A 12522-nucleotide genomic window follows, 5' to 3' on the forward strand; every position below is an offset into this window, starting at 1 on the left:
GCCTAGAGTCCTAATGCTTCCCGCAGCCGGCCTGCGCTCATCGCCCCCGGCCGCTCCTGCTGCGGGTAGGAGTCGAGCAGCCGGATCAGGTCGTCGCGGCGGGTGGGGTCGGCGGCGCACTCGCGCGGGGTGTGACCGCCGAGGGCGGGGATCGCCTCGTCGAGCCACTGCTGCTCGTATCCGCGGATGTGCTCGTCGAGCGCCGCCGCGATCTCGGGCTCGGTGGGGTCGACGGGTTGGCTTGGGCGAAAACTGTTTTCCTGCGCCTGAGCGATCAGCTCGGCTGCCGGCGTCCGGGTCTGCTCGCGCAGTCTCGCCCCGGGATCGGCGGCGGCCACGGTGTCGACCAGCGACTCGAAGCGTGGCTCGTTCATCGCCTCGACCTCGAGCACCCAGGGTTCGGTGCCGGGGGCAAGGTTCAGCACGCCGAGCACGCTGCCGTGCTCGGTCCAGGTCCACCGGTCTGCGTCGGCGGCGCCGAAGCGGCGACTGAGCTTGCGCCGGATCCCGGCGGTGTCGGCCCAACACGGCCCGGCACGCGACCATCGGATGCCCGTCGGCGGTGACCAGCCGCGGCGGCGCGAACCGGGCGCTGAGGAACTCGACGAGATCTTCGGGGTCGGTGGCATCGGAGTCGAGCAGCTCGATCAGCTGACCACGCTGCCCGGGATCGACGAAGATGCATACCACCAAAACACTCTGAAAGCCTTGAAGTGGCTGCTCCGTGATGTCGAACGGAAGGACGTCATCGCGCTCCTCGGCTCCCTCAAACGGGAATGGTCGGAGTTCGACCGGCAGGCCCGGGAAACCCTGGCATATGCGGTCCTGCACGGGAGCATCGACGAACAGGAACCGACACCTGCGGTCGCGGACAACGTGTTGGCCTTCGCCTGGATCTACGGCGACGTCGTGCACAACGACGGTGAGCGCCTGGCCGAGACCACGCAGCACGGCGTTGCCGAACGCTACAGGGCCGCAGCTCCGATCGTGTGTCGGCTGATTGTGCAGACGGTGGCCACCCTGCACTTCATCGAGTGGCTTCGCCCGCAGGACCTGATCACATTGCCGCAGGAAATTTTCGAACAGCAGGTTGTGGTGACCGACCCGGTATTCCACGAGAAGGTCGCGGTGTTCGTAGCCCCCGCTGGTAAGGAGATGCCCCACTACCACTGCGCGTGGGTGACGAACTCGGACCGGAATGGCGCCCCCTCGTCGCACCTTCACCCGTGGCGGACGATGACACGGATCTGGAGCCGAAAGCCGATGGCGTATAAAGGATAGCCTGCGCGCTCGGCAAATCAGCTAGGCGTCCGCACCGGACGCGGCGTGCAGGAAAGCATGTCGAGCCGGCACGGTCATGCTGGCAAGCCGGGGTTTCCGGGGATATCGAGATCTGGAAGCTTCGGGGAAGGTGGGGCTGCGCCGTCAGGGCAGTCGTCAGTGGACGCCGACAGTTTGTGATGTCGATGTTTGTAGTGGCCGGCGCGGGCTCACGCGTGTGATGAGTCCGCGGAGGACGTCTTGCGGGAGTTGGCCGAGTATTCCGAGGCGCTGACTGCCGGGCAGCTGTCCGAACGGATCACCGGCCGATTCCGGCCGATTCTTGAGCATTCCTGGGACGGCGAAGGCTGGGTTCGGAGCGGTGAGACGAGACTGTCCGCGGCACGGGCCGCTGAGCTGCGTGCCAGACCGGTGCAGCCCGCCGACAGATGGGCGCTGGCGACCGTGGTCCCTCCGATCCTGAGCACGCGGTGGCGGCTCCGACACCGGTTGCCGATCGCTATTCGGCGCAAAGCTGCACCTGCTTCTGGGCTCGGTCCGTATCGTTCGAAACGGGAGTCGTCGATGAATGTTCGTAGTCTCGTCCTGGAAATCTCGCGCGTGGTCATACTGGCGCGTGATGACGGAACGTCATGTGTTGCGACCCCCGAACGGCTTCGCGAAGTGCATACTGGCCGACGACGGTTGGTTCCATGTGGAGGCCACCACTCCGTAATATCGCAGGGAGTCTGGTCGAAGAGCACACGCCGGGCGACGTCCCCGGCGCCTCATGGTGGGTCCTCCACGGTAACGCCGAGCCCGAGGTCCAGATCGATCTCACTCTCGAATTTGGCAGCTCACCGGCGGTCTCCGGCTCGGCAATGTCTGGGCCATCGAGTGGCCTTCCTCTACAGGTCTGACAGGCCGGAAGGCAGCCAGCCTCATAGGATTCGAATGACCCGTCCAAACTACCTACCGCCCGCGCCATATCCCGACAACCACTGGTAGATGTTGCTTCTTGCCTCTGCATCATCCGGTGGACGATCCGCTATCGGCAAAGCGATGTGGCGCAGCCCGTTGCGGCAGTCGGAGCCGCATCGAACCCGGCAAGTATCTGCGGCTTGCACACCGAATCCGTACGGGTTATTCATGTCCTATGACCGAGAATCCTGGAACTCGTGCGGGTTTGAATGTGGGTGACCGCGTCAAGGTGCATACCGACGCCATCTCGGAGTTCGTCATTGTGAGCATCGACGGCGAGGACGCGGTGATCGAGTCGGCGCGCGACGACGTTCCCGGTCGGTTCCCCTTCCATGGCCGCCTCGACCGGTTGGTTCCGGTCGAGTCCTGACCAGGACAAGAAATGCCATCTGAACTGCGGAGATGACACGTACCCTTGGGTGGGTTGTCGCCCGCTCGTCGCGGCGATCGAAGTCGGTGATCTGCCCGCGCTGCTCGGCGGTCAGGTCGCGGACCCGGCGTCGTCGGCGATGCCGAGCATGACCATGACCCCGGCCGGCCCGATCCCGGATCCGCGCATGTACGTGGTGAGGACGTCGGAGACGAGTAGGTTGGCGGCGATCCGGTCGCGTCGTCGGTACAGCAGCGGCGTCGGCGGTACAGCAGCGACGTCAGCGGTATGTGCCCGGACAGTAGGTCGTCGGTTCTCCTCTGCCGCAGGGCGTTCAGACTATCGATCTTCGGGTCGTCAGGTTCGGCTTTCGGCACTGGGGTTCCTCTCAATTGGCAGGCGGGAACGGCCCGGGGTAGGTGTCGAGGTCTCTTCGAGGATGGAGGTTCCTACGCCGCCCATCTGGAAGACCTCGACGTGCCTGACGCTCCCTTCGACTGCCCTGACCTGACCTCTGCCGCCGGGATGAGCTCGTCCTGGTCGTGGTCGGCCCGCGTCTGGTCGTGGACTTCTTCGGGTATCTGCTCGGATCGGTCAACGACGCACCCGATAGCGCAGGTGAAGCACCTGGTTGCCCTGAATCACCACGTCGGGATCCTCCAACAGGTGCTGTGCGTGGACCGGCCCGAAGTAGCGCTTGCCGGACCCGAACACGACGGGTACGACGTCCATGCGCACCTCGTCGATCAGGCCCGCGGCAAGCACCTGACCACCGACGTCGCCGGCGGCGACCTCGACGATGCGGTCACCCGCGAGCTCCTGCGCCTTGGCCACGGCTGCCTCGACGCCGTCGACGAAGTGGAACGGCGCCTTTAGGTCCCAGCCCTCGGGCTTCGGCCGGTGCGTCACGACGACCACGTGGTCGATCCCGCTCGGAGGCTTTCCGTCCCAGCCGTCGGTTATGTCGAAGACGTGGCGGCCGACGAGTGTTGCCCCGATCTGGTCCCAGTACGGCCGGGTGTAGTCGTAGGACGTCTGCGACACCTTGATCTCGCCGCTCTCGTCCAGCGGGACGTCACCGCTGGTCAACCAGTCGAACAGCGGTCCGGGCTGGTCGTGCTCGTCCGCGATGAAGCCGTCCACCGACACCGAGCTGTACATGACCACCTTGCTCATGGGGCTCTCCTCTGTTGTGGGGTGCCCCAAATTTAGCGTGTCGTGAGCTGTCGCTCTTGAAGGAAATCAATTCGGCTGGCAGGGGCCAGCTGTCCAGCGCGTGGCCGGGATGTTCGCGCAGGAGTTGACGCCGCACTTTGACGTACCGGGTCGGCGTGAGCCCGGGGAACGCCCGGAACTCGTGGCCGAAGTGGGGCCTGGTCGAGGTAGCCTGCGCCACCGGCGAGTTCGGCCCAGTCGATCGGTCCGGCGGGGTTGGTCGCGAACACGGTGGCGGTGAAGCGGCAGTGCGGGCCAGCCGCTCGGCGTGACGCCGATGAGTTCCTTCAACCGCTGTGTCAGATGAGTGGTGCTGACACCGGCTGCCTCGCTCACGCGCTCAGTCGTCCCGGCATCACTCGCGCTTCGATCCCGCGTACCCACAAGCTGGGATACCGCGGTTTGCGCCAATGCCCGCGAACCATCCATCGGTGTGAGTACTGCACGGTGGTCGCCGCATCGTCGACGGAGCGCGAGTTCTGTGCTCGTCGCAGCGTGACGACGATGGTCGACTTCGGTTCTGTGCGGAACCGGCGTGCCGTCTTGCTCTGTTTGCCGGTGGGTCCGATGTCACCGAGCGCCGCGAGTGGTTGCTGCATCAATGTCCACAATGCTCGTGCGTGCCGATTCAGATTGATCGACGACTGATCGAGTGCACCCAGGCGGAGATCGTTGGTCGAACGGAGGATCGCGCCAGTGGGCAGGAACTCCCCGGCGAGAAGAGGACTGAAGGGACCGCTGAACTCCAGGTCCCCGTCGTCCTCGGGCACCCTGTACCACTGCATCAGAGTGCCGTCGTCGACCTGTGCCGGCCGGGTCGCCGATTTCGAGACCGTCCGACGAGCCGGCCGCAGGCCGGGGCGTTGAGGCGGATGGCGCGGCCGAACTCCTCGGGGATCGGAAACACGAGGGGAACTGCGAACACGAGGAAGCCGTGCGGTGACGGCGGGTGCTCGATGACGACGTCGTCGTCAGGTATCGACCCCTGCGCTTTGACGAGAATCGCGCAACATGTCCTCGGACACCCAGCAAGTTTCAGCCTGGTTCAGACTCACGATCTTGTCAGCGGGACTGTCGGAGAGTCCTTGGGCTGCGTATCCGCTGCCCTGTTTGAGCGCGTACTCGTGTAGCTGTTGGGCCTCGGGGAGCCTCAGGTGCCGGATGACATCGAGCTTCGCATCGAGGGCGACAAGTGGATCGTTCAGTGGACGCACGAGCAGCAATAGTGCCAGAGCGGTAACACCTACCCATCCCGTGCCCCGGCACGGGATGGGTAGGTGGCGTTTTTGTGTTCGGGGTTGATTCCCGGGTGTTTTTGTGAGCGGTATACGGCTCGAAGTCGCTTGTTGTGCAGTGTGTTTCGTGTTGTTTGTGTCGGTGGGTTGGGCTATGTTTTCGGTGTCCCAATTGATGTGGGGCGGAGGGGGTTGACGACCTTTCCGCTTCGGTGAGGCCAGGGTGTTGTCCGCGGGTTTGGAGTTGTGATGTCTACGGACGTTGCGGTTGTCGAGAACGTGACGAGCGGGGGCGGGTGTGGCTGCCCCTGCCGGTGGGGTGTTCCCGGCGGATGGGGTGTTCGTCGAGGTGCGTGAGGGTGAGGCGTGGACGGTAGCTATCAGGGCGGTGGTGCTGCCGCGGAAACCTGGGGTCGGTGATCATCCAAGGTGATCGCCGACAGGGGTGGACCTTCCTGAATTGTTTGGCGACCGCCGCGTCGCAGCCGAACACCGCGATGATGCCAGAGCCTTTCCGTGAACAGCGTCGGCGGTATCCCGAATCGGACGAAGACTTCCTCCTCCGGTGCGCCGCCGAATGGTGCCCAGACGTGGGTAACTTCGAGGATGTCTTCCGCGTCCTTGCTCGGCCGCGGCCGCCCGGTTCGATGTGACTCCGCCTCTCCGGTCGCGCCATCGTCGGTACCTGCGGAGATCCGATTCGAAGGAGCCGGCGTCGTCGGGGCAGGCGCCAGAGTCTCGCGGAACATCGGGCTCCACCCGGTAGGGTCCCCTGACTGGCTGTTCGAGCATGTGATCACCATTGTTCAGCCGGATAGTGAAGGGACGTCAACGTGTTGCGGCCCCGTTGCGGGTCCCGGCCGCCTGGTAGGTCACGCCGCGGGTGCGTTCGGACATTTTCTGTCCCTCGTGCGGTGCGCTCTCCGGTCCGGCGAGAATTGACGCTCCGTACCCCTGTCGAGGTGAGCGAGGCCTCCTCGGCGCGCTTGGGCCGAGGGAAGCGCACCGCATCGGGGAGTCGATGTCGGTGTTCGCCGGCGCCGAATTCGGTGAGGATCTTCCGTGTGGGCGACCCGCCGAGTGGGGCCGCACCATTGCACGGTCGGGTATGTCGTCGTCGGCGTGACGTTGCGACACAACCTGTCTCCCCTTCTCGTGGCAGGGCGGGATCTACGCGCTGGTGATCTGTTCCCAGCCGTCGACGGACTCGGGGGTGCGGGGCGCGGGTCCGGTGTAGATGGCGGCGGGGCGGACGAGCTTGCCGAGACGCTTCTGCTCGAGGATGTGGGCGCACCAGCCGGCGGTGCGGCCGCAGGTGAACATCGCGGGCATCATGTGCGCGGGGACCTCGGCGAAGTCGAGGATGACCGCGGCCCAGAATTCGACGTTGGTTTCGATGGCCCGGTCGGGGCGGCGCTCGCGCAGTTCGGCGAGGGCGGCCTGTTCGAGGGCGGCGGCGGCCTCGTAGCGGGGGGCGTTCAGGCGTTTCGCGGTGGCGCGCAGCACCCGGGCGCGGGGGTCTTCGGCGCGGTAGACGCGGTGCCCGAAGCCCATCAGCTTTTCCTTGCGGTCGAGGATGCCCTTGACCAGGGCGCGGGCGTCGCCGGTCTTTTCGGTGTCCTCGATCATCGGTAGGACGCGGGCGGGGGCGCCGCCGTGCAGTGGGCCGGACATCGCGCCGATCGCCCCGGACAGGGACGCGGCGACGTCGGCGCCGGTGGAAGCGATGACGCGGGCGGTGAAGGTGGAGGCGTTCATGCCGTGTTCGGCGGCGGAGACCCAGTAGGCGTCGATGGCGGCGACGTGGGCGGGGTCGGGGTCGCCCTTCCAGCGGACCATGAACCGTTCGGTGACGGTCTTGGCTTCGTCGATCCGTTTCTGCGGGACGGCGGGCTGGTAGATGCCGCGGGCGGATTGGGCGACGTAGGACAGGGCCATCACGGAGGCGCGGGCGAGTTGTTCGCGGGCGGTGTCGTCGTCGATGTCGAGGAGGGGCTGGTATCCCCAGATGGGGGCGAGCATGGCGAGGCCGGCCTGGACGTCGACGCGGACGTCGCCGGTGTGCACGGGCAGGGGGAACGGTTCGGCCGGGGGCAGTCCGGGGCCGAAGCGGCCGTCGACGAGCAGGGCCCACACGTTGCCGAACGTGACGTGCTTGGAGACCAGTTCTTCGATGTCGACGCCGCGGTAGCGCAGGGCGCCGCCGTCCTTGTCGGGTTCGGCGATGTCGCTGGTAAACGCGACCACACCTTCCAGACCAGGGTTGAAATGCTCCGGTGCTTCAGGAGTTCGATTGGTGACAATCGATGGTGCGCTCATCATGGTATTTCTTTCACTCGTGGTGGCTTGGGCGACTGCCTTGCGCCACTGGAAACAGAGCAATAGCTGCGACTCGTGTCGTGATCTCGGCCCGTTGCGGCACCGGGGTCTCGTGAGTCGAAGCAGTCGGCGGTGTGATGACACTGTTGATGCCAGCCTGCAAGGGCTGGAATCCGAATGGAGGACGCTGAGAAGTCATGCTGGACAGACGCTCCGGGTTTGTCAGCGTGGCGACATGCGGATTGCGCCGTCGAGTCGGATGGTTTCACCGTTGAGCATCGGGTTGGAGACGATATGCGCCGCGAGTGCTCCGTATTCGGAGGGGTCTCCGAGACGCGACGGGTGGGGAACTTGCGCTCCGAGTGATCTTTGGGCCTCCAGCGGTAGTGAGGCAAGGAGCGGGGTCTTGAACAATCCCGGGGCGATGGTGACAACGCGGATCATCAACGATGCCAGATCGCGTGCGATGGGCAGGGTCATGCCGGCGACCCCGCCCTTGGAGGCGGAATACGCGGCTTGACCGATCTGACCGTCGAAGGCGGCAACCGATGCGGTGTTGATGATGACGCCGCGTTCACCGTCGATGGGTTTGGTCTGGGCTATGCGTTCGGCAGCGAGACGGAGGACGTTGAACGTGCCGATAAGGTTCACCGACACAACTTTGGCGAAATCGGCGAGCGGAAAGGGCCCGGACTTGCCGACGGTCTTGATCGCGTTGGTGATGCCGGCGCAGTTGATTGCCACGCGTACCGGGCCAAGGGTCTCCGCCACATCAAGGGCGGAGGAGATGGCTTGTTCGTCGGTGACATCTGCGGCTACGAATCTGACTCGGTCACCGAGCCTTTCGGCTATCGAATCACCGCGTGAGGTGGGAAGGTCGACTATGACCACTGCTGCGCCTTCGTTGAGAAGTGACTTCGCCGCGGCCAGGCCGAGGCCCGAGGCGCCGCCGGTGATCACACAGGCACTATCTGGAATAAGCATTGTTGTGGCTTCCTGCTTTCGGGTCGAATTGGTGTGCCATCGGTTCCGAGGAACTGGTGGCGGATGGGCCCGAGCAACGTGAAGGATCGGTCGCATCGGGTTTGGGTCGATGTGCTGGGTCAGGTGATCGTCATGCCGCCGTCGACGGCGATTGTCTGTCCTGTGACGTATCCCGCCGCGGGTGAGGCCAACCACACCACGGTCGCGGCAAGTTCGTCGGGAATGCCGATGCGCCCGAGTAGCATTCGTGGTTGCAGGCTATCCAGATACCCGGGCTTGTATTGTGCGGTCATCTCGGATTCGAAGAATCCTGGGGCGACCGCGTTGACACGGATACCTTTCCGTATGCCCCACTGTTGCGCGAGGTCGCGGGTCAGGCCTATGACCCCCGCTTTGCTGGAGCCGTATGCAGCCTGCGGAAGTGCAGCCGTTGTCAGGCCCAGGATGCTCGTGATGTTGATGATGGCGCTACCGGGCGCCATCACGGATGCGGCTGCTTGCGCGGCCCAGTACGTCCCGTGGAGGTTGATTTCCATCACCGAGGTGAACTGTTCGGGTGTTTCCCGCAGCGCCGGCACTGCGGTTCCGACACCGGCGTTGTTGATCAGCACGTCCACCCGGCCGAAGGTGTCGATCGCGGCGTCGATCATAGCCGTGCAGTCCTGCGGTGAGGTCACGTCGGTGACCACCGTGTGCGCCCGTCGTCCCGTCTCTTCGACCATGGTTGCAGTGGCGGCCAGTTTGTCGGCGCGGCGTGCGGCGAGGACCAGATCAGCGCCTGCCTCCGCGAACGCCCGCGCGAACGCGACACCTAACCCCGAGGATGCCCCGGTGACGACGACTACCTTGTCGTCGAAGCGGAATTGTTCCAAGATCGACATTGACTAATCCTTTAGTGGCGGGTATTCGGGTGGAGGCGCTCGAAGCGTGAAAGCGTTGTCTAAGAGGGGCAGTCGACAGTCCGTCAGGATGGAAGTTCGAAGGTGATGGAGCCGTCCGAGATCGACGATGTGCCGTCGGAGTCCTGGACGTCGAAGGCAACGGAGTCCTCTGATAGATCCGCGGCGCTGACCGTGAGGGTGGCACCGGGAAATACCGGTCCGGTGAACCGGCAGCCGATACCGGTGATCACCGCCCCTGCGGGGAGGGCGCCGGCACGAGAAATGGTTGAGACCGCCCGCGCGAGTGTCTCGGTACCGTGCAGGACGGTGTCAGGAAGTCCCGCAGCGTGGGCCACGCGGATGTCGGTGTGGATGGGATTCCAAATTCTCGCGCACTCGGTGTAGATGACCGCGTTCGTTGCGTCGACCTTGAACTTCGCGAGGGGGGCGAGGTCGGTGCCGGATCGTGGGGTGACTTCATGCGGATAGTCGGGGGTCTTGGAGCCTTCGAGGCGTACGCCCCGGTAGAGCATGTGGAGGATTGTCGTGACGAGCAACTCACCGGTCGACGAGGAGGTCCGGAACCTGGTGGCGATGAGCGTTGCGTCGGTGCGGGCCTCTGCCAGGTATAACTCGGCCTCGGTTCGTACCCGTTGCGCCGGCCGCAGGGGAGCATGCAACCGCATCTGATGGGACACGTGCAGGCCCAGCCTCAGAGTGTTGACGGTCAGTTCTATTCCCGGCGCGCCGTGTTCGACGAGCGGCCATTCGATGCACACGGGAAAGACTGGATGGCCGATGATTCCGCCGCTGTGCTCGAGGTCGAAGAACTCGGGTCGGGTGTCGCCGACCGACGCGGCGTAGGCGCGGAGCCACCGGTCGTCGATCACGTGCTCGACCGCTCGAACGAGGCCGGGGGTGTCCGCGGGGAGCACGCGGATGATGCGATCCTCGGTGATCACAGGGGGACGCCCCTGTCAGCGGACCCAAGGGGGTGAACGAGGCATGCCGCCGGGTAGTGGGGTCGCGTGCCTTGGGTCGGGGTATCGCTGCGATGGCGGGCGAGTGCCTGCTGGATTGTGCGTTTACTCATGGTTCCCCCGGTTGTCAGGTGGCGAGTTGGCGTAGCCCGCGGGCTACAAGGACGCGGACGGCTTCGTCCAGACCCAGCGAGCTGCGCTGGGCCATGTGCCCGTCGGTGAATCGGGCGTCGACTCCCGCGAGGATCACCGCGAGTTTCATCGCGCCCAGCGCGACGTAGAAGCTCAGGTTGTCGAGATTGCGGCCACTGACCGTGGAGTAGTGCTCGGCGATTTCAGCGGCCGACATGAACCCGGGGTGTGCAGTGACGCCGAGAGCGACCGGGATGAGCGCGCGCTCCTGGTCATCGAGATCGTGCCAATAGGTCAATGCCAGTCCAAGATCGGCGAGTGGGTCGCCGAGCGTCGACAGCTCCCAATCCACGATCGCGTTGATGTGTGGGTCACGTGGGCCGAGGTTGAGGATCATGTTGTCGAGGCGGTAATCGCCATGAACGATGGCGACGTCACTCGTCGCAGGTATCTGTTCGCCGAGCTTGGTGAAGAGTGCATCCATGTCTGGCAGCTCCTGCCGACTCGATTGCTGCCACTGCTGTCTCCAGCGCCGCACCTGACGCTCGTTGAATCCGTTGGGGCGCCCGAAGTCGCCGAGACCGACGCCGTCCGGAACCAGGGCGTGGAGGTCCGAAAGCGCGTTCACAAGGGCTGTGGAAAGCCATTGCCGTTGGGGCATCGCCAGTGCTCCGGTGTCCTCGTGGGTTCGAAGCACTGCGCCGGCGACGTCGGACATTACATAAAAGGTTCCGCCGAGGACGGAGTTGTCGGAGCACAGGGCGAGGGGTTCGGGAACCGGCACGCGCGTGGGATGTAGGGCGACGAGCAGTGTCCATTCGCGGTGCATGTCGTGGGCGCTGGGCAGGACGCCGCCCAGGGGTGGTCGTCGCAGGATGACCGATTGGTCCTGGAACCGCAGTCGGTATGTCAGGTTCGACAGGCCTCCGGAGATGGGTTCTGCGTACCAGCCGGCGAGATCGAATCTGTCCCCGACGGCGGATCGGAGCCATCGGTCCACAGGGGCCCTCGGAAGCCCGACGACTTCGTCTAACTGTTCTTTCATGTCCGCCACCCTTCTATCTTAACTGAATGATCGGTACACTAAGGCTCGGCGATTTAACTCGTCAAGATTCAGATGCCAGGCAAATCAATAACTGTACGATCGGTACAGGGAGTCGAACGTGAGGAAACCAACGTGAAAGCAGTACAGATCTCGACGCTGGATGGTCCCGGTGCGGTGGAGTTCGTCGATCTTGACGAGCCTGTCGCGGCGGTCGACGAGATTGTCATCGACGTGAAGGCTGTAGGTGTGAGCTTCGTCGACGCTTTGATGACGCGCGGCAAATACCAGGTTCGGCCGGAACTGCCGTTCGTGCCGGGAGTTGAGGTCGCAGGTCTCGTGCGTTCCGCCCCGGACGGTGCGTCGGTCAAGGCTGGTGACCGCTGCGCCGCGTACATCCCACGCGGGGGATATGCCGAGGTCGTGGTGGCCCAGCCCTCAGTGACATTTCCGCTGCCGGACGAATTGTCGTTCCATCAGGGTGCGGCGTTCGCGATGAACTTCCAAACCGTGCACTTCGCGCTGGTTCGGCGGGGACGTGTGAAGGCGGGGGAGCACGTGCTGGTGCACGGAGCGGCCGGAGGTGTGGGCACCGCGGCCATCCAGGTCGCGAAAGGCCTGGGAGCGACGGTGACCGCTGTTGTCGACTCCGATGCCAACGTCGGGGTTGCTGAGTCTGCGGGGGCTGACGCCGTCGTGGTGGCGGGTGACGGTTGGGCCGAGGCTGTCCGGGCGGCTGCTCCAGGAGGCGTGGACGTGACGGTGGACCCGGTGGGAGGCGACTTCTTCGCCGACTCGATCCGGCTCCTGCGTCGGGAAGGCCGCCATCTGGTAATCGGATTCGCTGCCGGAGGCATCCCCGAGATCGCGGTCAATCGCCTGTTGCTGAAGAATATCGATGTCGTGGGCGTGTACTGGGGCGGCTTCATCGAGCAGGACGAGTCCATCGCGGCGGAATCCGCCGCTGAGCTCACCCGGCTGGCACGGGAGGGGTTCATCAGACCTGTGGTGGGCAACGTGTACCCGTTGGCCGACGCGGCGAAGGCTCTCACCGCGATGGAGGACCGTACCGCTACCGGAAAGGTGGTTCTCGCGGTCGATGTAGTGGACTAATCGACCAGAG

The 12522-nt window shown here is 64.9% G+C and carries 11 protein-coding genes and 1 pseudogene; 3 read left to right on the forward strand and 9 right to left on the reverse strand.

Annotated elements, in window-relative coordinates; translation table 11 throughout:
• Nucleotides 1–2 precede the first annotated feature (2 nt).
• Entirely contained in the window at nucleotides 3–425 is a 423-nt protein-coding gene (locus tag GO592_RS36985) for a hypothetical protein (protein ID WP_157234193.1), read from the reverse strand.
• Between the two features lie 88 nt (nucleotides 426–513).
• Here GO592_RS36985 and GO592_RS36990 point away from each other — a divergent pair, with 88 nt between their 5' ends.
• Nucleotides 514–1281: a hypothetical protein gene (locus tag GO592_RS36990; RefSeq protein WP_237720362.1), complete on the forward strand. Its 768-nt coding sequence runs from the start codon at nucleotides 514–516 to the stop codon at nucleotides 1279–1281.
• A 1135-nt stretch (nucleotides 1282–2416) separates the two neighbouring features.
• Nucleotides 2417–2611: a hypothetical protein gene (locus GO592_RS36995; protein WP_039950611.1), complete on the forward strand. Its 195-nt coding sequence runs from the start codon at nucleotides 2417–2419 to the stop codon at nucleotides 2609–2611.
• 594 nt (nucleotides 2612–3205) lie between these two features.
• Here the strand turns inward: GO592_RS36995 and GO592_RS37000 are convergent.
• From GO592_RS37000 to GO592_RS37030, 8 genes and pseudogenes are all read right to left on the reverse strand, one after another.
• Nucleotides 3206–3787 carry a dihydrofolate reductase family protein gene (locus tag GO592_RS37000; protein ID WP_007296147.1) on the reverse strand — a complete coding sequence of 194 codons (582 nt, stop codon included), beginning with the start codon at nucleotides 3785–3787 and terminating at the stop codon, nucleotides 3206–3208.
• A gap of 70 nt (nucleotides 3788–3857) precedes the next feature.
• Nucleotides 3858–4243 (reverse strand): annotated as a pseudogene (locus GO592_RS45110) (helix-turn-helix domain-containing protein); the annotation flags it as partial.
• Entirely contained in the window at nucleotides 4159–4611 is a 453-nt protein-coding gene (locus GO592_RS37005; RefSeq protein ID WP_007296148.1) for a hypothetical protein, read from the reverse strand. The pseudogene GO592_RS45110 and the gene GO592_RS37005, both read right to left, overlap by 85 nt.
• A gap of 1620 nt (nucleotides 4612–6231) precedes the next feature.
• Complete coding sequence (locus GO592_RS37010; RefSeq protein WP_202715286.1) at nucleotides 6232–7380, reverse strand: citrate synthase 2; 1149 nt, start codon at nucleotides 7378–7380, stop codon at nucleotides 6232–6234.
• A 222-nt stretch (nucleotides 7381–7602) separates the two neighbouring features.
• Nucleotides 7603–8364, reverse strand: a complete 762-nt coding sequence (locus tag GO592_RS37015; RefSeq protein WP_007296151.1) for a 3-hydroxyacyl-CoA dehydrogenase — start codon at nucleotides 8362–8364, stop codon at nucleotides 7603–7605.
• Nucleotides 8365–8483: 119 nt separating this feature from the next.
• Nucleotides 8484–9245, reverse strand: coding sequence for an SDR family NAD(P)-dependent oxidoreductase (locus GO592_RS37020; RefSeq protein ID WP_007296152.1), 762 nt, complete (start codon nucleotides 9243–9245; stop codon nucleotides 8484–8486).
• Between the two features lie 83 nt (nucleotides 9246–9328).
• Complete coding sequence (locus GO592_RS37025) at nucleotides 9329–10207, reverse strand: MaoC/PaaZ C-terminal domain-containing protein (protein WP_007296153.1); 879 nt, start codon at nucleotides 10205–10207, stop codon at nucleotides 9329–9331.
• A 145-nt stretch (nucleotides 10208–10352) separates the two neighbouring features.
• Nucleotides 10353–11402, reverse strand: coding sequence for a phosphotransferase family protein (locus tag GO592_RS37030; protein ID WP_011599261.1), 1050 nt, complete (start codon nucleotides 11400–11402; stop codon nucleotides 10353–10355).
• Between the two features lie 132 nt (nucleotides 11403–11534).
• On the opposite strand from GO592_RS37030, the gene GO592_RS37035 reads away from it, so the two are divergent.
• Nucleotides 11535–12512 carry an NADPH:quinone oxidoreductase family protein gene (locus tag GO592_RS37035; RefSeq protein ID WP_007296155.1) on the forward strand — a complete coding sequence of 326 codons (978 nt, stop codon included), beginning with the start codon at nucleotides 11535–11537 and terminating at the stop codon, nucleotides 12510–12512.
• Nucleotides 12513–12522: the final 10 nt, after the last annotated feature.

This window comes from Rhodococcus sp. 21391 (genome assembly GCF_016772255.1).
Lineage (GTDB): Bacteria > Actinomycetota > Actinomycetes > Mycobacteriales > Mycobacteriaceae > Rhodococcus_F > Rhodococcus_F opacus.